The organism is Cohnella sp. OV330 (genome assembly GCF_900112065.1).
GTDB lineage: Bacteria > Bacillota > Bacilli > Paenibacillales > Paenibacillaceae > Cohnella.
The window spans coordinates 668,877-688,934 of record NZ_FOKE01000003.1 but is presented as its reverse complement, the minus strand read 5'-3'; the positions used below and the strand labels follow the sequence as shown (position 1 = coordinate 688,934).

Here is a 20,058-nt window from a genome sequence, read left to right as displayed (position 1 = left end):
CCAATTCGTCAGATGCCGCGTTTCTTAGAAAAACCGCAGCTCGAAGCTGTCCGTCGCGCCTTCGACGACAGCGTGAACCTGCCGGGCTTCGGCGTCGTAAGTCCATTCGCGCAGCGAGGCGCCCGATGCCGTCGCCTGCGCAGGCGCTGAAGACATTTGCCGCACGACGATCCGAAGTGTCCGCTTGGCAGCGTTCGTCCCCGACTCCTCCTTCTCGCGGTCGTGCGGCGAGCCGTCGTGCAACAACTCGCAGCGCAGCGTGCCGGCGCCGTTTTGCTCCGACCAACTGAATTCGCGAAGCCGGTACGCTCCTTGCTCGTATGCGTACGTCCTGCCGTCGTCCTCGTACAGACGGAAATGCCCGTTTCCTCCCGCATATACGGTCAGCGTGATCGGCTCTGACCGCGCGGCTGTGTCGTCCGCATACATCGCAAGCGGCTGCTCGGCAAGGATCCCGCCCGCGCGGACGTACATCGGCATCGTCTCAAGCGGCGCTTCGGCGAGGATCCAGCGGCCGCCTACGTGGCGCTCGCCCGTCCAGTAGTCGAACCAGACGCCTGCCGGCAAATAAACGGCGCGCGAGAACGTCCCGGGACGCAAGATCGGCGCGATCAGAACGTGCGGACCGAAGAGGAACTGGTCGCACAGGTTATAGACGGTCGCGTCGTCCGGGTATTCCATGAGCAGCGGCCGCACGATCGGGAGTCCCGAGACGGACGCCTCGTAGAACAACGAGTACAGCGTCGGCATGAGCCGATACCGTAGACCGATATAGCTGCGGCAGATGTCTTCCACCTTTTCCCCGAACAACCAGGGCTCCTGCCTGATCGTATCGATGGCGCTGTGATTGCGGCAAAACGGGGTGAACGCGCCTACCTGCGTCCAGCGAGCCAGCAGTTCGCCCGTCGTATGGTGAGAGAATCCGCCGATATCGGGTCCCGCGAAAGCGACGCCCGAAAGGCCCAGATTAAGCACCATCGGAATGCTCATCGCGAGGTGTTCCCAATACGCCCGGTTGTCGCCGGTCCACACCGTCGCATAACGCTGAATGCCGGTATAGCCGGCACGCGTCAGCACGAAAGGCCGCTCCCCATGCAGATGACGCTTCATGCCTTCGTGCGTGGCCTTCGACATGAGCATGCCGTATAGATTATGCCATTCGCCATGCGTCTTGGGGTTGCCGTTGTTCGCGTGGACGACGTCCAGATCCATCGTCTTCGACTCGCAGAAGACGGACGGTTCGTTCATGTCGTTCCAGATGCCCTTGATGCCGTGCTCGACATAATGGACGTGCAAGTCGCCCCACCAAGCGGACGCGCGGTCGTCGGTAAAGTCCGGGAATGCGCTCGGGCCCGGCCACACCGGCCCGACGAAGATCTCGCCCTCCAGCTTCCGGCAAAAATAACCGTTGTGGACGCCCTCGCGGTAAGGCCGGTAGGACGGGTCCTTCTTAACGCCGGGATCGACGATCGGGACGAGATTAAAACCCATAGTCGCGAGCTCCCGCATCATCTCCTTCGGGCGCGGGAACGCGACGGGATCCCAGGTGAACACGCGGTACTCGTCCATATAATGAATGTCCAGGTACAGGACGTCGCAGGGAATCTTTTTCTCCCGGAACGTCCTCGCCACCTTCAGCACTTCTTCCTGATTCATGTAGCTGTAACGCGATTGCTGGTAACCGATCGCCCACTTCGGCGGCAGCGGCGTGCGGCCCGTCAGGTCGGCGAGCCTCGCGACGACGTCTTTGAGCGTCGGTCCAGCCAGCAAGTACAGGTCAAGCGCGCCGGTCTCCGCCGAGATCAAATAGCGATCGCTGCGGGTACGCATATCGAACGCCGTGCGGCCCGGATTATCGAGCAGCACGCCGTAGACGGGGCGATCGTACTTGAAATGGATGCTCCACGGGATCGATTGGTACAGGGCTTCGATATCCGGCACGTGCGGGTCGTAGACGTCGCTATTCCACATCTCGTAGCGCTCGCCCCGCTTATCGAGAAAGCCCGTCTTTTCCCCCAGGCCGTAAAAGTGTGAGCTCTCCTCCATCGCCAGCGCGATCGTCTGCGAGCGTTTTCCGTCCCATTCGATGCCGAGCACGCTGGCGAGCGGCCGGTCATCGCCGTCGAACGCCTGGATGCCGAACGGCGCCTTGGCGACGACCGCGCGCAAGCCAGCGGCCTTTACCGTGTAAGCGCTCGCGTCTTCGGACAGCGCGAATCCGCCGGTCGGCGCGAGCGGAAGGATCGCAGGCGTCGCGTCCAGCGCCGGATCCCCGTCGCCGAAAAACAACTTCAGCCTTAAAATACCCTCCGCGGTCGCGATCAGGGCAAGGTTCGCGTTTTCTCCGCGGAAGACGACGCCTTGCTGGCCAAGCGGTTCGGCAGCGGTCAGCTTGCCGACGCGCACGAGCGCCGGCTTGTCCGCGGTCTGGCCCGTCCCCACGTGATCGGGATGAATCTGTTCGCTATTCAACATGCTCATGACACCTCTGCCTTTCTAAGATGAATTCATCATATCAAGAGCCGTATTGAACTGATATTACCCAGGCTACGCAATGTATGTGCAGGATTACGGAATTGGGCGTCTAGTTAGTGCAATTTATTTGTTTTTGGCATGACGTGATAGCTCGTAGATCGCCCGCTTGGGGAGCTTTTCGCCTGCAAGTAACCTTTCGAGGCCAAAGACCGCAACGCGTGCGCGACAGTGTAATACCCGATTTTAAGTGCAGATTGCGCTTCGATCGGTTTGAAGGAAGCTTTTCGTTTCCCGCACCAGTGAAGAATGGCATGCTCGTACAGATTCAGGGAGACAGACTGCGCCGAATCGCCATAACCCCAAGCGGCCAAGGCCGTTAACAAAGTTTGTTGGCACCGCTTAGGTCTCTCGAGCATATCGTCTCTGCTGAAACGCAGGAGATGCCATCCGTCAATGAGAAGATGGTTTTGTCGCTCCAAATTATCTCCGTATCGATAGCGACTCACGTCGCGCAAATGCGTACCGTAAGCGTCCGCTTCCAGAAGCAGCCCTCGGTAGAAGCCCGGCAATATATAAGCGAAGTCCGCAAATCGTTGGCCGTCTTTGTAATCGGTCAACTCGTATTCGGAATGCAGATCATTCAGATTGCCCTTGGCGGGCCACCACACGCTTTTTAGCAGCAACTTTTCGTTCGTAAAACTGCCTTCGATCAATCTTCTCCTCCTTTCCCCGCTACTCGTCTGAACGGCTCGCGACATCATCTCGTCATAGGCCGCTTCGAATACCGAATCGATAACCATCCTATCGCCCCTCGCCAAAGTAATAAAAAAGGCCGCCCGCCCGGTTAAACCCGGTACGAACGGCCTGTGCTTCAGGCTTTGCTTTCCTCTTTAATTGAAAGAATAAAGCAGTTTGCGAAAGAGTTCAAGTTGTTTTTCGGATGTGACGCTGCTGAACGTTACTTGGGCCAGGGAGCCGGTGAACGGAGCTGATTTGACGCTGCACAACGTTACTTGGGCTGCGGAACCGTGCACCGGAGTTGATGTGACGCTGCTGAACGTTACTTGGGCCGCAGATCCGGGGAACGGAGTTGATGTGACGCTGCACAACGTTACTTGGGCTGCGGAACCGAGGGCTAGAGCTAATGTGACGCTGCTGAACGTTACTTGGGCCAGGGAGCCGGTGAACGGAGCTGATTTGACGCTGAATAACGTTACTTGGGCCGCGGAACTGGGGAACGGTGTTAATGTGACGCTGCACAACGTTACTTGGGCTGTGGAGCCGAGGGCTAGAGCTAATGCGACGCTGCTGAACGGTACTTGGGCCGCGGAACCGGGGTCCGGAGCTGATTTGACGCTGCTGAACGTTACTTTGGCCGCGGAGCCAGCACGCGCAAAGGGCAGAAAACGCCGCGCAGGCATAGGCCCGCGCGGCGCATGGTCTCACCGACTATTCGACTTTGATGGCGTCGTAGAACTTGGACTGCATCGTCTTGGCGGCGACGTCGAGTTGGCCTTTGACGTCGGTGCCCTTCTTGGAGAACACTTCCTGGATGACGTTAGTCATCGTGGCGTAGTAGTCTTGCGTGTTGTACTGCGCTTCCGGCTTGCCGTCAAGCAGCGCCTGGGAGTCGGCGTTGTACTGGTACACGTTGTCGTACTTGGCGTAGACGGCTTTGACCTTCTGGCCGTACTCGGAGTCGTCCTTGAAGTACTGGATGACCGGCGGGATGAAGTATTTGTTGTCCTTCTTGCGCGCCTGGATGTTCTCTTCGACGGAGGCGAGGCCCTTGTCGGAGAAGTAGTCGAACACGGCGTATTGGAACGCGATCGCTTGCTCGTCCTTGGTGGCGTTCGGGTTGATGACGAGGAAGTCGCCGCCGAGCACGCCGGTGTGCTTGCCGCCGGCTTCGGCCGCCGGCATCGGGTACACGAGCACGTCCTCAGGCTTCATGCCGCCTTGGTTCAGCGCCTGGTCGACGGGACCGTCCGGACCGGCGATGACCATAGCGGAGCGTCCTTGGGCGAATGCGCCTACGGCGTCGCCCCATCCGAGCGCCCAATCCTTCGGAATCGCTTTGGCTTCCCATGCCAGCTTATTATAGAAGTCCATCGCCTTGACGCCCGCGTCGCTATTGAACGCCGAAGTGACCTTGCCGTCCGCGACGTTCTGGATCTCGCCGCCCGCTTCGAACAGGAAGTTGGTCCAGTTCCAGCCGGCCTCGTTGCCCTTGCCCATCGGCGCGATGCCCGCGATGCCCTTGGCCGGATCGGCGACGGCCTGCGCCGTCTTCAGCATGTCGTCCCAAGTCCAATCGTAGGACGGTACAGCGACGCCCTTGCCGTCGAGCAGCTTCTTGTTGACGACGGTGCCGGTCACGTAGCCTTGCTGCGCGATGCCGTACACTTTGTCGCCGAGTATGAACTGATCCTGCAGGATCGGATTCATCTGGTCCTTGTACTGATAGCCGTTAAACAGGTCGGTGATGTCGGCCGCCCAGCCCTTTTCGGCGAGGAACTTGCCTTCGGTGGCGTACGTGTTGAACAGCGTCGGCGCTTCGCCCGCGCCCATCTTCATGCCGATCTCGTTGGGGTTGTACTGCCAGTCGCTCTTGACGATCGTGACGTTCGGGTACACTTCGTTAAAACGCTTGATCTTGTCGTCTTCAAGCGCGCGCTTCTCCACGAGGTCCGGCGTCGGGTAGTAGATGCTGATCGTCACTTTCTTTTGCGTAAGATCGTCGGCGGGCGCGGCGCTCGCGCTGCCGCTGGCTTCGGCGGTCGGCGCGGCCGAAGACGATGCCGGCGCGGCGGACGAGGAACTCGAAGCATTGTTGTTGTTATTGCCGCCGCACGCGGACAGCAGCAGCGCCGAGGCGGCCAGCGTGGCCAGGGTCATTGAAGTCTTGCGCATGGTAACTCCCCTTTTCGATAGGTATGAATTGGTTACACGCTCATCATAATGGAGGCGTTTGCACCGGCGCGATGTGCATTCCTACTTCGATCGTGTGCAGGTTTACGATCCGGCGATGTGCGTAAAATCGCACATTCGCCCTGCGTAGAACCGCACATACGCGCCTCGCATCCGCCTAAATCGCGCCCTTAGCCGACGGATGCATAACGCCCGCGGATCGGGCTCCAAGCATACGCTTTCCAACGCATCGCTTACCCCTTGACGCCGCCCAGGTGCAAGCCCCGCACGATAAAGCGCTGGAAGATCAGGAAGATGGCGATCGGCGGGATCATGATCATCGTCAGAATGGCGAACCGGATGTTCAGGTCGAGCCGCCGGGCGTCGATGACGAACTTCTTGATCGCGGTCGCAAGCGGATAGTGCTCTCCCCCCATGACCATGCTCGGCCAGAACCAGTCGTTCCACGACGTGGCGAAGACGAAAATGGCCAGCGTCGCGAAGATCGGCAGGGACAGCGGGAAGGCGAGCTGCCAGAAGACGCGCGGCTCGGATGCGCCGTCCACGCGGAACGCCTCGAACAGCTCCTGGTTGATGCCGTCGAAAAAGCTCTTGAGCAGCAGTAGGTAAAACGCGTTTGCGCCGGCGGGCAGCCAGAATGCCCAGAACGTGTTCATCAGATGCAGGTCGCGCAGATTGATGAAGTTCGGGATGATGTACGTCGTCGGCGGGATGAACAGCGTCGCCAGAAAGAAGTAATAGACGGCTTTGCGGTACGGCCAATCCAGCCGCGACAGGCTGAACGCCGCGAATCCGATGACGACGACCGTGACGACCATGTTGCCGACGAAGATGAGCATCGTATTTCTCAGATAGAGCGGGAGATCGATGAAGCTCCAGCCCTTCTTATAATTATCGAAGTGCCATTCCTGCGGCAGGAAGTGCGGCGGAAAGGAGTTGACCTCGACGTTGGCCTTAAGCCCGTTGAAGAGCGCGGTCGCGATCGGGTACAGCATGCTTATACACATGACGGCGACGACGATGCACATCAGGATGTAGACCGCCTTGTTCAGCGGCTTTTTCATGTCGTAGCTGGAGATGATGCCGCGTTCAGCGCTTTTCATGCCGCATTCCCTCCTTTGGCGGACAGCCGGTGCTGGATGACGGCCAGCACGCCGAGGACAAGGAACATGAGCACCCCGAGCGCCGATGCGACGCCGTAATTGAAGCTATTGAACGCATATTTGACGATGTAGAGCGCGTAAGTCAGCGTGGCGTTGTTCGGGCCTCCGTCGAGCATGGCGAGCTGGGACTGGTAGCCTTGGGACGTGCCGATCAGCTGCAGCAGCAGCATGAGCCCGATCTGGTTGCGGATGGACGGCAGCGCGATATGCCAGATGCGGCGCCAGACGCCGGCGCCGTCGATCTCGGCCGCCTCGTACCAGTCCCGGGGAATGCTCAGAATCGCGGCCAGATAGATCAGCATCGCGGATCCGAACTGCTGCCACGTTTCCATGATGACGATGGAGATCATCGACCAGCTCTTGTCGGTCATGAAGCTGATCGGGGTGATGCCGACCTTCTCGAGCGCCGCGTTAAACGGGCCGACCGGATCGTACAGCCAGCGCCACAAGCCATAGAGTACGACGACCGGCACGACGTAAGGGAGATAGGCGGCGATGCGCGCGAATCCCTGGAAGCGGCGCAGCTCGGAGATCGAGATGGCGAACAGGATCGGCACCCAGAAGCCGATGACGATGCACAAAAACATATAATACAGCGTGTTCTTCACGGCGGTCCCGACGTCGGGGTCCTTGAAGATCAGCTTGTAATTGTCGAGTCCGACGTAGGAATTGCCCTTCACGAAGTCGATGTGGTAAAAGCTGAACACGATCCCCTTGACGATCGGCAGCCACAGGAACAGCAGAAAAATCGCGACGGCCGGCAGCACGAAGGCATATCCCCACGCATGCTTCCTCCATCGGCCCCGCGGCTTGGTCGTATCCGCGTTCAGCGGGCTGGCTACGGCGGTTGTCTGATTCATACGGTCTCCCTCTTTCTTTTTGTGCCTCCTCCTTATTGTAGAAAAAGGGCCCCCCGCTGAATATGTGCGTATCTATTCGGATCGTGAGTGATCTTACTTCTTCAGCTCGCTCGGCGAGATTCCATAGTATTTCTTGAATATTTTGCTAAAATGTTCCGGCGATTCGTAGCCCACCCGCTCGGCGATCTCGTAGCGGCGCAGATCGGTCTGCTGCAGCAGGCGCTTGCTTTCCTCCATCCGGAGCTTGATGACGTATTCCCATAGGTTGAAGCCGGTGTTTTTCTTGAAAAGGTAGCTTAAGTAGTTCGGACTGACGTGATTCCGCTGTGCCACCTCATGCAGGGTCAGGCCCTTTTGCGCGAAATTTTGCTGGATGTAGGCCATTGCCTTTTCCACGATCTGATTGTTCTGCTCCGTCCACTCTTCCTCGGTCGGCTCCTTGCCGAATAGGCTCCACTTGAAGTCCCCGTAGTAAAACACGTGATGGTCCTTGTGCTCGCGGTTCCACAAGATCGCCTTGCGGGCTTGCTCCCCGAGCGCGGGCAGGAAGGCGGCTCCCTTAAGAATCTGGCTGATGCCGACGACGCAGGGCAGGTTCAGGTACTTGGAAATGTTGTGGTGGAGGCTGCGGCCGATCAGCTCGAGCTGGTTGATCTTGTCGACGCTGGAGTCGCCGAAGCTCTCGTCGTCCCATTGGATCAGTACGGAGACTTCGATCCCGGGCGTATAAAAGGCGTCGTAGCTCCAATCCTTGCCGAGGAGCTCGCTGACGATGTTGAGCGCGGCATATTGAAGCAGCGGCTCGTCTCCTTCGCCGTAGCGGCGGCCGGATTGCTCGCGATCGGGATCGAGCTTGACCTTGACGACGGCGAAGTATGGTCCCGCAAGCCCAAGCCGCGCCAGCTCCGCCTCTTCGGGAACCGCCTCCACGCCGGATAAAACGGCGTTCAGCCGTTCCGTCCGATGGGGACCGGGTGCCTCCATGCGAAAATGCTCGCGAAGCTGGGAAAGCAGGTCCCCTTCCGCGGGAAGCGGCTTATCCATATGAAGCAGCACCTCGCGCACGGAATCGAGGAACTGTTCGCTTTTGATCGGCTTGATGATATAATCCTTGGCGCCCAGCTTAATGGCGAGCTGCGCGTATTGGAACGTCTCGTGCGCGGATATGACGATCGCCTGCACCCAAGGCTTGATGATCTTCGCCTGGTGCATAAGCTCGATGCCGTTCATCGCGCCCATCTGAATGTCCGTGATCAGCAGATCGATATTTTCCATTCGCAAGTAATCGAGCGCTTCGTGGCCGCTGCCCGCCAAGAAGATCTCCTTGATGTTCAATCCCGACGACAGCAGCAGGTTGCCGAGGCCTTTGCAAATGAGCGGCTCGTCGTCGACGATCAAGATGTTGTACATCCCCGTTCCCCCTTCTATAACTCGCGCTTAGCCGGCAGCACGATGCTCGCGACCGTACCGCCGCCTTCGCGAGGCCGGTAAGCCAACCCGTATTCGGCGCCGAACTGCAGGCGAATGCGCTGCTGCACGTTGCGGATGCCGTAGCCGGCTCCCTCGCTCCCGTTATCGCCTTCGAGCAGGCGGGCGATCGCTTCGTAGTCGGTCTCTTTGTAGCCGTTGTCCTCGACGCTGATCTCGACATCGCCATCGGCCAATCTCGCACTGATCGCGATCTCGCCGTCCTCCCCCATATTCCGCACGCCGTGAAGGATCGCGTTCTCGATCAACGGCTGGATCACGATCTTCGGGATCAGGTCGGCGAGCGTCCGCTCGTCGATATCCCAGGTCACGGAAAAGCCGTATTCGTAGCGTTTTTGCTGCAGGCTCGTATACGCCTTCGCATGCGCCAGCTCCTCCTCGAGCGTGATCAGGTCGCGTCCGCGGCTCAGCCCGATTCGCATTAATTGGGCCAGCTCCTTGATCATTTCGCCGGATTCGGACTGCCCCTCGAGCGTGCTTTTCCAATAGATGCTCTCGAGCGTATTGTATAGCAGATGCGGATTAATCTGCTGGTAGAGCAGCTGCAACTGCGCCTCCTTCTGCTTGATCTCCATCAGGTAGCGGTCCTCGATGAGCGAGTTGAGCCTCCCCGCCATCCCGTACACCGAGTGCATGAGCACGCCCACCTCGTCGTTGCGGTCGATCGCCGCCTGCTCGGGTACCCTTTTGCCCGGCACGTACGACCGCGTGAACACGGCGAGCCGCTGAAGCGGCGTCAGGAGCGAGCGCCAGAAATACGCCATGACGACGATGCAAAAGACGAAGTAGACGATGGAGATCAGCTGGATGACGAACTTCAACTCATTCTGCTGCTGGAGCAGCGAGCGCGTCGGGATCTTGTAGATCAGCTTCTGCTGCGTCAAATATTGATAGCTCTGCACATAGATATAGCCGTCCGTAATCACGTTGGACTGCCCTTCGACGTCATCTCCCGCGCGAAGCTCCGCCGGCAGCGCGAGCCGATCCCCGATGGGACCGGTCGATGAAGCCAGCACTCTGTCCTCGTAATCGGTCAAGTAAATCTCGCCCTTGTCGGGCAGCGAGACCGTCCGCATCGACTCGACCAGCTTGCGGTTGATGTTCGTGGCGACGAGCACGCCGACGACCTGGTTGCCCTGACTCGTACTGTACACGGCTCGCACGTAAGCGAGCGTATCCGGCCTGGAGGAAGAGCCCAGATCCTTCATGATGCGAAGATAACCTTTGCCCCGTTTGCTCAAAATCTCGTCGATCCATTCGGGCTTCTGTTGATCGTTATAAAAGTAGACGCCGCCCACCGCCTTGAACTTCGAGGAAGGCGTCGGCGCGAATTCGTAACGGTTGTTCGGATCGTAGGCGTATAAGTAATAATAGACGGCCTCTCCGCCGTTCATCCCCATCGAATAGGAGGAGAGCAGCTTGTCGGCGTCGGCGTACTGCCGCACTCGGTCGGCGGTATCGCCGCTCATCGGGTTCAGCGACTGGATGACCGAATGCTGGATCAGCGTCGTCATCACGCGGCTGACCGTGTCCATGTCGCGGTTCATGAGCGCGAGGTTCTGCTTGTTCAGCTCCGCGTACGCGCTCGTCACATGCTGCTTCAGAATGTCCTCGGCTCTCGCGTTGGCGTACCAGTTCAGCGCGAACACGGGGCTGACCAGCAGCAGGAACAGCAGGATCAGCTGCTGCTTGACCTTCATTCTCGTGAGCGGATTCTTCAGATGAAGCTTCAATGCGGGACCTCCCGTCGTCTGTCGGCTCCTCCAGTATGGCGGATCGGCCTCGTCCCCGTGTATGCGTTTGCGAAAAGTCCGTGGGACGGCGCACGATTTGCGTAATAACGCACATGAAGAAGGCCTGATGCCATTGTATATGCAGGCTTGGCGGGTCGTCTATGCTTGTTGGGGGCGGGTAAGGCGAGCAGGGGAGGCGTTAACTACGAAAAACGCGGATGTGAGGCGTTTAAGGTGAACTTTGGCATCGGTATGACTGGAAAGGTGGCGGTTATCTTGGACCGAGGAGCCGCTATTTGCGCCGGAAGTGGGCAAAAAACAGTTATTGCGGACAGAGGCGCCGCTATTTGAGGAAAAACGGGGCGTCAGAGGTCGTTTTAAGCTATTTAACGGACGTACGGTCCGTTAGCCCAGGAGTAAGTCGATAAATCCGAAAATAGCGGATCCTAGGTCCGACAACAGGTGTCCGTGGTTGCCGATGACACTGAACAGCAAAAGGCTGCCTGAGCAGCCTGTCGAATGACGCTATAACAAACGATCGTGACGAACTAAGCTTCCAGCTCGTCCGGCGACAAGCCCGTAATGCGCGCAACCTCCGCTGCATCTATGCCACTAAGCAGCAGCCTACGTCCACTCTCCAGCAGCCGGGCATGCATTTGTTCCTTTTCCGATTTCAGGTGCTCAATCTCCGATAGAAGCCGGTCCTTCTCGGCTTTTAGAATATTATTCTCCGTCCTGAGGCTATGTATCTGCGCCTTCAAACTCTCCGTCTCCGTCAAAAACAACTCGATCTCTACCTTGTAGGCCGCATTATTCATCATAATCGCCTCCTATTCCCAGTTCTCAAACAGAAAATGGAACTCGCATACAACATTACCATACGAAATAAATAACGAAAACAGAAAACACGGAATCTCCGCTCCAATGCGGCGATTCCGTGCTCCATCATAACGTTCGGCGGATTCGATCAAATCGATCCGCACGCCTCGTTCTCAGTACCCTCCGCCCGTGCCGCCGGATACGATCGCGATGCTGGCGCTCGCGCCGATGCGAGTGGCGCCGGCCGCGATCATCGCGCGTGCCGTCGCGGCATCGCGCACGCCGCCGGACGCTTTCACGCCGATATCGGGCCCGACGGTTCGCCGCATCAGGGCGATATCGTCCGCGGTCGCGCCGCCCGGACCGAAGCCCGTCGACGTCTTGACGAAGTCCGCGCCCGCCGCGACGCAAAGCTCGCACGCTTTTACTTTTTCCTCGTCCGCCAGGAGGCCGGTCTCAAGAATAACTTTAAGCACAGCCGCGCCTTCGCAAGCCTCGGCCACGCGTGCGATGTCGCGTTCGACTTCCTCGTAAAGCCCGGACTTCAGCGCGCCGACGTTCAGCACCATGTCGATCTCGGTCGCGCCCGCGGCGATGGCGTCCCGGGCCTCCGCAGCTTTCGCGAACGTGCTGGTCGCCCCCAGGGGGAATCCGATCACCGTCGTGATTCCTACGCCCGATCCGGCCAGCAGAGCGGCCGCAGTCTTGACCCAATAAGGGTTCACGCAGACGGTCGCGAACCGATACTGCTTCGCTTCCTCGCACAGTCGAACGATATCGTCGCGGCTCGTTTCCGGCTTGAGCGCGGTATGGTCGATATAAGCGGCTAGCGAATCGGAGGATGGGTTCGCCCTATTTGTCCCGTTCATCGTCATGTCAGTCCATCTCCTTCGTATTATCTCTCCAACAAGTATTGGGCCGTATATTGATCCGTAATCAGCACGTTGGCATATTCTCCCCGCAAAGCGCCGTAAATGCCCTCGGCCTTTTTGCGACCGCCCGCGACGAGCACCGAGCACTCCTTGTGCTTCAGGTCCTCGAGCTCGATCCCGATCGTCCGCTGGTTCAACTCCTCCGAACAGAGATTGCCTTCGCGATCGATATAACGGGAGCATAGGTCGCCGGCGCCTCGCTCCTTGATCAGGGCCAAGTCGTTTTCCGTAAAATAGTTCGCCTTGATCAGCACCGAATCGTCGGTCGGCGAACCAACGGTGATTACGGCGATATTCGCCTGCTTGCCCAGCGCCAGGATGCGGCCGATGTGCCGATCCGCCTCGATCGTATGCCGCACGATCGCATGGTCGACGATAGCGGGCAGATGAATGAAGTACGGCACCGTGTGAAAAGCCTTGCCGAACAATTGGACGATCTCGTACGCGTAGGTGTTCGTTTCCGAATGGCTGACGCCGCCGTTAAGCTGCACGACCCGCACGTCCTTAAGCTGCCGGTCCCGCAGCCGGCAAGCGACCTCGTAGAGCGTCGTCCCCCAGGTCACGCCGATAGTGTCGCCGTCCTCCAGCGTCTCGTGCAAATAGGCGGCCGTCGCTTCGCCAAGGTACTTTTTAACGACGTTATCCTCGTATTGGGGCACGGGTACGATGACCGCCTTGCGAAGCTTGAACTTGCGCTCCAGCCCGACGGCGAGCGAGTCGTTGCTCTCGCGCGGATCGACGATCTGAATGCGGACGTAGCCTTCGTCCTTTGCCTGTTGCAGGAAACGGGACACCGTCGGCCGCGAGATCCCGAGCCGCTCGGCAATCTCCTGCTGGCTGTAATTCAGTTCGTAATACATCTTCGCCGTGTCGATCATGCGGGCCAGCCGGTCTCCGCCTGTCTCTGGGTTCATGCGCAACACTCCGTCCGGGATTTGGAACCATCATAATCGATTGACGGCTTGTAGTTCAACCGTTTACGCCAGGTTTAACGGCTTTAGCTCATTTGAAACGTATCCGGTAAAAAAGACGCGAACCCTCGCGGATTCGCGTCCTTCGTTAGTTAATCGCTCAACGTGCGCCGCCCTTGGCGACCGCCCGCTCGAACCATTCCCAATCCGCGCCGACCTCTTCCGGCTTGTGCGTATCCGAGCCGTACACCAGCCCGACGCCTTCGGCGATGCAGCGATCGATGAGCCACTCGGGCACGTACGATTCGCCGCAGGTCGGCTTGCGGAAGCCCGCCACGTTCACGTCGAGGGCGAGATCGGCCGCCTTCAGCTTCGGCAGCAGCGCCGTAAGCCGCGCCCGCGCGCGATCCTCGTCCATCGGCGGCAGCTCGCGATGGAACTTGCGGATCAGGTTGACGTGGCCGATACGCCTGCGGATCGACTTCGGCAGCGTCGCAGCCCAGCCGATCGCGCCCTCCACCGCATCGTAATAAGCGTCCGCGACGGCATCCATCGAGCCGTAATGCGCCAGGAACGCGTCGGCAAAGTCCGCAGGCGTAAAGTCGATGCAGCGCATCCCGCCCTTGCCCGGCAAATAGTGCACGGACACGACGATATCCTCCAGCTCGCCGAGCCACGGCGCGAGCAGCCGGTCGGAATAGTCCGTCATCCCCGGCAGATAGTCCATCTCGAGTCCGACGGCGACCTCGATGCGGCCCTCGTAGCGCGCCTTGACCTCGGCGGCGTATGCCATATATTCAGGCAGCTCTCGCTCGGGCATCGCGAGTTCCGCCATCAGCTTCGGATTGTCCACGTACCGGTCCGGCAGCGGCGGATGCTCGCTCAGCGTATAGCGGACGAAGCCGAGCGCGATCGCGCGATCCAGATACGCGTCCGACTCAGCGGGACTGCCGTGATAACAAAATTTCGTATGCGTATGTCCGTCCCACTTCAACGCCATGCCGCAGCCTCCTACAGACTCATCTCGAGAATTCGTTTCACGTCCGCCTTCTCGAGCTTCTTGAAGGAGCCGATCGGTCCGAACTGCACCGCCTCGTCCGCCATGCGGTCCAGCTGCTCTGCGCCGATGCCGAGCTCGCCGAGCGTAGCCGGCGCGCCGATGCGCGTGAAGTAGTCGCGGGTCGCCTGGATGCCGGCCAGCGCGAGCTCATCCGCCGACTTGCCCGACGGATCGATGCCCCATACCCGCTCGGCGAACTTCGCGAACCGCTCGGGCTTGGCGTCGTACACGTACTTCATCCAGTTCGGGAAAACGATCGCGAGACCGGCGCCGTGCGCGATGTCGTAGATGGCGCTGACCTCGTGCTCGATGCCGTGGGTCGCCCAGTCGGTGACGACGCCGTTCGGCAGCGTGCCGTTGAGCGCGTAAGTACCGGCCAGCAGCAGGTTGGCGCGCGCCTCGTAGTCCTCGCCGTTCGCCAACGCCTTCTCGCCGTTCTCGATGACCGTCAACAGCACGGATTCCGCGAAACGCGATTGAAGCGGCACGCCGTCCGTCAACGTGAAGTATTGCTCGAACACGTGCGACATGATATCGACGATCCCGTTCACGGTCTGATCGCGCGGGACCGAATAGGTCAACTGCGGATCCAGGATGGAAAAGCGCGGATAGACGAGCTTGCTCCCCAGTCCGCGCTTCTGCTTCGTCTCCCAATTGGAAATGACGGCGTTGCCGTTCATCTCGGAGCCCGTCGCCGCCAGCGTCAGCACCGTGCCGAGCGGCAGCGCGTCCTCGATCCTGGCCTTGCCGATCGTGAAGTCCCACGGATCGCCCGCGTACTTCGCGCCCGCCGCCACCGCCTTGGCCGCGTCGATGACGCTGCCTCCGCCGACGGCGAGGATGAACTCGATCCCTTCGGCGCGAACGATGTCGACGCCTTTATGTACCGTGGACAGGCGCGGATTGGGCTCGACGCCCGGCAACTCATGCACCGTCGCGCCGATGGCCGCAAGCTCGGACAGCACGCGGTCGTAAAGTCCCGACTTCTTGATGCTGCCGCCGCCGTAGACGAGCAGGATCTTCTTGCCGTACGGCTCGACCAGCGATCCCAGCTTCGAGACCGTATCCTTGCCGAACACCAGCTTCGTTGGATTGTACAATTCAAAATTGTTCATGGAGCGGCAAACCTCCGTTAGCGATTGGATTCGGGGCGCGGCTTGAACGCGTCAAGCGGCGCCAACCTCCCTATTATACAGCGCGCGCACGCCGCGAATCCAACTTAAAGAAAGGTCCCCGCTTCAAGCAATCTTAAGCAATCCTTAAACTTTCGTTTCAACCTTTTTAAAAGTTGGCGGTTATCTTGTAGACATCGAAGAAAATCGCGAACCGGAGGTCATCTGATGAAAACCAAACTGTACGTCTTGTATGGCGGCAAGTCCGTCGAACACGAGATTTCGCTAAAAACCGCCCGCACCGTCCTCGGCGCGGTCGACGAATCCAAGTTCGAGCTGCATCCGATCTATATCGCCAGGGATGGACGCTGGTGCGCGCCGGACGCGCAGGGCCTCTCGGGCATCGAAGCGGCGGAGCGTCTCCTCGCCGAGCCGTCCCACGACAGCGAAGCCGCCTCGATCGGCGACATCCTGCTCCGCAAGCTGTCGCTGCCCGGCAAAAAGGTCGTCCTGCCTTTGATTCACGGATCCTTCGGCGAAGACGGAACGCTGCAAGGTCTGCTTGAAATGCTGAACGTGCCGTACGTAGGAAACGGCGTGCTGTCCGCGGCGCTCACGCTGGACAAGGCGATGTCGAAGGAGGTCCTCGCGCAGGCAGGCATCCGCCAGGTCGACCATCGGGTCGTTCTGCGCGGACAATGGCTGGCGGACGAGCAAGGCTGCATCGGCATGCTCGAGGATGAGATCGGCTATCCTTGCTACGTTAAGCCGGCATCGCTTGGCTCGAGCATCGGCATCAGCCGCTGCGACAATCGGAGCGAGCTGCTGGCCGGCATCGCGGAGGCCTTCCGGTACGATGCCAAGCTGGTCGTTGAACGCGAGCTGCAAGGACGGGAGATTCAGGTGGCGGTCATGGGAAACGAAGAGCCGATCGCCTCTCTTCCGGGCGAGTTCATTCACGATCACCGCTTTTTCGACTTCGCGTCCAAGTATTCGGATCCGAAGCTGCGCATGTCGATTCCGGCCGAAGTGAGCGAAGCGCTGATCGGACAAGTCCGGTCGTTGGCGCTGCAAGCTTACCGGGCGCTCGGCTGCGAAGGGCTTGCCCGCGTGGACTTTTTCCTGGACCGGGACGGCCTGTTCTATCTGAACGAGATCAACGCGCTGCCCGGCTTCACGTCCGCCAGCATGTATCCAGTCATGTGGGAGCGGACGGACGGCACGACATACGCGGCGCTGATCGAGCGGCTGATCGATTATGCGTTCGCTCGACACGAAGCCAGGCAAACGCTCCAATACGTGAGGAAAAGCACATGCTGAGGGAGACGTGGGCGGAGATCGAGCCCGGCCGCATCGCGGACAACCTGCGAGCCATTCGCGGCACGCTGCCCGCGGGCGTGAAGCTGATGGCCGTCGTCAAGGCGAACGGCTACGGACACGGCGATCTTGAGACCGCCGAGGCTGCGAGACAGGCGGGAGCGGATTATTTGGCGGTGGCCTTTCTCGAGGAAGCGCTGCGCCTGCGGGCCGGAGGCGCTACGCTCCCGATCCTGCTGCTGACGCCGATCCGCCCGGAGCAGGTCGAGCTGGCGCTGGCGCAGGATCTCATGCTCACTGTCACGGGCGCGGAATGGTTCCGGGAGCTTCGAAGGCAAGTGCCTTCGTTGGCCGGCCGCAAGCTGCGCGTCCACGTCAAGGCGGACACCGGGCTCGGCCGGATCGGCTTCCGGACGGAGGCGGAGTGGGACGCGCTGGTCCCGTGGCTCGCCGCCCCGGACATCGACGTCGACGGCTTCTATACGCACTTCGCGACGGCAGGGCAAGCGGATACGGCATACTTGGAGCGGCAAGCCCGTCAATTCGCGGCGCTCATGGAGCGCAGCAAGGCTAGCGGCATCGCCATTCGTCACTATCACTGCGCGGGCAGCGTCGCGGCGCTGCGGTTCCCCGGCCTGGCGCTCGACATGGTGCGGATCGGCGCCGCGATGTACGGCTTTTATCCGGGACATCTCGCGCCGCCCGTCGAACTGGAGCCGGCGCTCAGCCTGCACAGTACGCTCATGCAGGCGAAGCGCGTGCGGCGGGGCGACTATATCGGCTACGACAACGCCTACCGCGCCGACGCCGACGAATGGATCGGCACGGTCCCGATCGGCTATGCGGACGGTTGGTCGCAGCGGATGCAGGGCGCCGCCGCCTTGGTGCGCGGACAGCGCGCCGAGATCGTCGGCAAGATCTCCATGGATCAGCTGATGCTCCGGCTGCCCGGACCTTGCGCGCCCGGGGACCGGGTGACGCTGATCGGTCGCCAGGGCGGCGAGCGCGTCTCGTTCGCCGAGCTGGCCGCCCATATCGACGGCCCGTCGCAAGCGATCACGACGGCGCTGACGGAGCGCGTCGCCAAAATATACGCAAGCGCAAAGGAGGTTCGCTGTCCATGGAACAACGCTTATTTTCAACCGCAGCGGCAGGAGCCGACCGTGATCTGACGGAGCTGCAGGTTCGCAATCATCACCTGATTAGAGTGGATGTCGCGGCCGTCCGCGAAGGCCATCTCATCCTCGTCAATCGGCAGCATCCGGTACGCGAGCCGGTCCCCGCGGACAAGCTGGCGGATCTGGACGCGTATCCCGCGATGCGCGCGCTCGCGCCGGGAATGCTTCTGGAAACGACGGCGCTCGCCCGGCTAAGCGAGCTGCTGGCGGCCTGCCGCGGCACGGCGGATATCGTGGCGGTGAGCGCGTATCGGACGGCGGCCGAGCAGACTGAAATTTACGAATCGTCGCTTCGGGACAACGGGCCGCAGTATACGGCCGCGTATGTCGCCTGGCCCGGCTGCAGCGAGCACCAGACCGGACTCGCCGTGGACGTCGGCTTTGCGGGCGGCGGCGAGCTCGACTTCATCGCGCCGGACTTCCCCGATAGCGGCGCCTGCCTGGACTTCAAGCGGCTCGCCGCGCAGCACGGCTTCGTCCAGCGATACCGCGCGGGCAAGGAGGCCCTCACCGGCATCGCCTGCGAGCCATGGCATTTCCGCTACGTCGGGGCCCCGCACGCCGAGCTTATGGAACGGGAGAATCTGTGCCTCGAAGAATACATCGAGCGGCTGCGTCGATATTCGTTCGGCGGAGAACGGCTCGCCATCGAAGACGAACGCGAGCGCGTCGAAATCTATTACGTCCCCATCGGCGACGGCAGCTTTATCGAGGTACCGATTCCGGATTGCGATTATTACCGTCTGTCCGGCGACAACGCGGGCGGCCTGATCGTGACGGCTTTCAGCGGCAAAAGGCGGCGGTCCCTTGTCGGCTAAATCGGCTACATCGGCTACATCGGCTACATCGGCTACTTCCGCCAAAACGGATTTCCTCGGACTGTCATGGCTGAAGTTCGTCGCCGCCTTGCTCGTCATCGCCAACCATACGGGCCCATTCGCCGTCTTTGGCCCGTCCGCGGACTTTCTGGTCGACGGCGCGCTCACCCGCATCGCCGTACCGATCTTTTTCATGACCTCCGGCTTCTTCTACTTCCGCAAGCTGACGGGCGACCCGCTCGCCGACCGGCGCCATCTTCGGCGCTATCTCGGCAGCATCGCCAGACTGTACGCGATCGCCATCCTGCTCTATGTGCCGCTCAACGTATACAATGGTTACTTCTCTTCCCCAAAGTTCGGCACGCTTTCGTTGCTGCGGGACCTTGCGTTCGACGGCACCTTCTACCACCTCTGGTACTTGCCTGCGCTGATGATCGGCATCGCCATGCTGCACGGACTGTACCGCGCGCTGAAGCCGGCCGCGGTCATTACCGTCGCTTGCTTGCTGTATGCCGTCGGACTGTTCGGCGACAGCTATTACAGCTTCCTCGCAGGCAGCGATGTCCTGACGGGATGGTATAACGGAATGTTCCGCGCGTTCGACTATACGCGCAACGGCCTGTTTTTCGCGCCGATCTACCTGGCGCTGGGCGCCTCCGTCGCAAGGCGACCGCGAACGGTCAGACGCCCGCTCGCGCATGCGATCTTGTTCCTTGCTTCGCTGTCCGCGATGCTCGCGGAGGCGGTCTGGCTGCGCGCGGGCGACATTCCGCGGCACGACAGCATGTACGTTTTTGCGGTGCCTGCCGCCTATTTTCTACTCTTGCTGGCTCTCCCTTATAAAGGGCCGGCGAACCGTACGCTTCGGGAGGGACGCGCGTGGATCTACGTCCTGCATCCGCTCGCCATCGTGCTCGTGCGCGGCGCCGCCAAAGCGACGGGGCTGCAGCCATGGCTGATCGGCAACAGCCTCATTCACTTCGCCGCGGTTTGCGCGTTTTCCATCGCGATGGCGGCCGTTGCCGTCCGCTTCCCTACCTTACGAACGATTCGGACCGCCATGCGTCATCGCGCCAAAAAAACCGGATCGGTATCGATCCGGCACTAGTGCTATCCTGCAAAAATGCATCATCCAAGGCCGGTATGGCGTATTTTTGCGATCTATCGCGCAAAAGTGCACGGTAGCTCGTTTCTTTAAGCGAGAACCCGGGTGTTTCGGGTAAAAATCCTGCACTTTTGCGCGATAGGCGGAACGACGAAC

At 60.3% G+C, this 20,058-nt stretch carries 16 protein-coding genes; 4 read left to right on the top strand and 12 right to left on the bottom strand.

Features of this window, described 5'->3' with window-relative positions; all coding sequences use genetic code 11:
* Window positions 1–24: 24 nt before the first annotated feature.
* From BM235_RS09895 to BM235_RS09840, 12 genes are all read right to left on the bottom strand, one after another.
* Complete coding sequence (locus BM235_RS09895; protein WP_255374270.1) at window positions 25–2,481, bottom strand: glycoside hydrolase family 31 protein; 2,457 nt, start codon at window positions 2,479–2,481, stop codon at window positions 25–27.
* A 107-nt stretch (window positions 2,482–2,588) separates the two neighbouring features.
* Window positions 2,589–3,275, bottom strand: a complete 687-nt coding sequence (locus BM235_RS09890) for a hypothetical protein (RefSeq protein WP_090112159.1) — start codon at window positions 3,273–3,275, stop codon at window positions 2,589–2,591.
* A 649-nt stretch (window positions 3,276–3,924) separates the two neighbouring features.
* Window positions 3,925–5,388 carry an ABC transporter substrate-binding protein gene (locus tag BM235_RS09885; RefSeq protein WP_090112157.1) on the bottom strand — a complete coding sequence of 488 codons (1,464 nt, stop codon included), beginning with the start codon at window positions 5,386–5,388 and terminating at the stop codon, window positions 3,925–3,927.
* A gap of 251 nt (window positions 5,389–5,639) precedes the next feature.
* Window positions 5,640–6,509: a carbohydrate ABC transporter permease gene (locus tag BM235_RS09880; RefSeq protein ID WP_090112155.1), complete on the bottom strand. Its 870-nt coding sequence runs from the start codon at window positions 6,507–6,509 to the stop codon at window positions 5,640–5,642.
* Window positions 6,506–7,429, bottom strand: coding sequence for a carbohydrate ABC transporter permease (locus BM235_RS09875; RefSeq protein ID WP_090112153.1), 924 nt, complete (start codon window positions 7,427–7,429; stop codon window positions 6,506–6,508). The genes BM235_RS09880 and BM235_RS09875 overlap by 4 nt, the downstream gene beginning before the upstream one ends.
* Before the next feature lie 93 nt (window positions 7,430–7,522).
* Entirely contained in the window at window positions 7,523–8,839 is a 1,317-nt protein-coding gene (locus BM235_RS09870) for a response regulator (RefSeq protein ID WP_090112152.1), read from the bottom strand.
* 14 nt (window positions 8,840–8,853) lie between these two features.
* On the bottom strand, window positions 8,854–10,650 hold the full coding sequence (locus BM235_RS09865) for a sensor histidine kinase (RefSeq protein ID WP_090112150.1): 1,797 nt from the start codon (window positions 10,648–10,650) through the stop codon (window positions 8,854–8,856).
* A 548-nt stretch (window positions 10,651–11,198) separates the two neighbouring features.
* Complete coding sequence (locus BM235_RS09860) at window positions 11,199–11,468, bottom strand: hypothetical protein (RefSeq protein WP_090112148.1); 270 nt, start codon at window positions 11,466–11,468, stop codon at window positions 11,199–11,201.
* Between the two features lie 174 nt (window positions 11,469–11,642).
* A complete protein-coding gene (gene deoC / locus BM235_RS09855; RefSeq protein ID WP_090112299.1) occupies window positions 11,643–12,338 on the bottom strand; it encodes a deoxyribose-phosphate aldolase in 696 nt (231 codons plus the stop codon).
* 26 nt (window positions 12,339–12,364) lie between these two features.
* Complete coding sequence (locus BM235_RS09850) at window positions 12,365–13,315, bottom strand: sugar-binding transcriptional regulator (protein ID WP_090112146.1); 951 nt, start codon at window positions 13,313–13,315, stop codon at window positions 12,365–12,367.
* A 157-nt stretch (window positions 13,316–13,472) separates the two neighbouring features.
* Window positions 13,473–14,312, bottom strand: a complete 840-nt coding sequence (gene hisJ, locus BM235_RS09845; RefSeq protein WP_090112144.1) for a histidinol-phosphatase HisJ — start codon at window positions 14,310–14,312, stop codon at window positions 13,473–13,475.
* Between the two features lie 11 nt (window positions 14,313–14,323).
* Window positions 14,324–15,487: an iron-containing alcohol dehydrogenase gene (locus BM235_RS09840; RefSeq protein ID WP_090112142.1), complete on the bottom strand. Its 1,164-nt coding sequence runs from the start codon at window positions 15,485–15,487 to the stop codon at window positions 14,324–14,326.
* A 225-nt stretch (window positions 15,488–15,712) separates the two neighbouring features.
* Between BM235_RS09840 and BM235_RS09835 the strand changes: the two genes are divergently transcribed.
* The 4 genes from BM235_RS09835 to BM235_RS09820 are packed head-to-tail and all read left to right on the top strand — an operon-like array spanning window position 15,713 to window position 19,905.
* Entirely contained in the window at window positions 15,713–16,804 is a 1,092-nt protein-coding gene (locus tag BM235_RS09835; RefSeq protein WP_090112140.1) for a D-alanine--D-alanine ligase family protein, read from the top strand.
* On the top strand, window positions 16,798–17,973 hold the full coding sequence (gene alr, locus BM235_RS09830) for an alanine racemase (protein ID WP_090112131.1): 1,176 nt from the start codon (window positions 16,798–16,800) through the stop codon (window positions 17,971–17,973). Before BM235_RS09835 ends, alr begins: the two co-directional genes overlap by 7 nt.
* The gene (locus tag BM235_RS09825; protein WP_090112129.1) at window positions 17,922–18,797 is read left to right on the top strand and encodes a D-alanyl-D-alanine carboxypeptidase family protein; all 876 of its coding nucleotides are present in this window, start codon (window positions 17,922–17,924) and stop codon (window positions 18,795–18,797) included. Before alr ends, BM235_RS09825 begins: the two co-directional genes overlap by 52 nt.
* Window positions 18,787–19,905, top strand: a complete 1,119-nt coding sequence (locus BM235_RS09820; RefSeq protein WP_090112127.1) for an acyltransferase family protein — start codon at window positions 18,787–18,789, stop codon at window positions 19,903–19,905. Before BM235_RS09825 ends, BM235_RS09820 begins: the two co-directional genes overlap by 11 nt.
* Window positions 19,906–20,058 lie beyond the last annotated feature (153 nt).

What these genes read in the sequence shown, in the direction of transcription:
- BM235_RS09895 (WP_255374270.1), bottom strand. Translation starts at nt 2,481, where the DNA reads ATGAGCATGTTGAATAGCGAACAGATTCATCCCGATCACGTGGGGACG.
- BM235_RS09890 (WP_090112159.1), bottom strand. Translation starts at nt 3,275, where the DNA reads ATGGTTATCGATTCGGTATTCGAAGCGGCCTATGACGAGATGATGTCG.
- BM235_RS09885 (WP_090112157.1), bottom strand. Translation starts at nt 5,388, where the DNA reads ATGCGCAAGACTTCAATGACCCTGGCCACGCTGGCCGCCTCGGCGCTG.
- BM235_RS09880 (WP_090112155.1), bottom strand. Translation starts at nt 6,509, where the DNA reads ATGAAAAGCGCTGAACGCGGCATCATCTCCAGCTACGACATGAAAAAG.
- BM235_RS09875 (WP_090112153.1), bottom strand. Translation starts at nt 7,429, where the DNA reads ATGAATCAGACAACCGCCGTAGCCAGCCCGCTGAACGCGGATACGACC.
- BM235_RS09870 (WP_090112152.1), bottom strand. Translation starts at nt 8,839, where the DNA reads ATGTACAACATCTTGATCGTCGACGACGAGCCGCTCATTTGCAAAGGC.
- BM235_RS09860 (WP_090112148.1), bottom strand. Translation starts at nt 11,468, where the DNA reads ATGAATAATGCGGCCTACAAGGTAGAGATCGAGTTGTTTTTGACGGAG.
- deoC (WP_090112299.1), bottom strand. Translation starts at nt 12,338, where the DNA reads ATGAACGGGACAAATAGGGCGAACCCATCCTCCGATTCGCTAGCCGCT.
- BM235_RS09850 (WP_090112146.1), bottom strand. Translation starts at nt 13,315, where the DNA reads ATGAACCCAGAGACAGGCGGAGACCGGCTGGCCCGCATGATCGACACG.
- hisJ (WP_090112144.1), bottom strand. Translation starts at nt 14,312, where the DNA reads ATGGCGTTGAAGTGGGACGGACATACGCATACGAAATTTTGTTATCAC.
- BM235_RS09840 (WP_090112142.1), bottom strand. Translation starts at nt 15,487, where the DNA reads ATGAACAATTTTGAATTGTACAATCCAACGAAGCTGGTGTTCGGCAAG.
- BM235_RS09835 (WP_090112140.1), top strand. Translation starts at nt 15,713, where the DNA reads ATGAAAACCAAACTGTACGTCTTGTATGGCGGCAAGTCCGTCGAACAC.
- alr (WP_090112131.1), top strand. Translation starts at nt 16,798, where the DNA reads ATGCTGAGGGAGACGTGGGCGGAGATCGAGCCCGGCCGCATCGCGGAC.
- BM235_RS09825 (WP_090112129.1), top strand. Translation starts at nt 17,922, where the DNA reads ATGGAACAACGCTTATTTTCAACCGCAGCGGCAGGAGCCGACCGTGAT.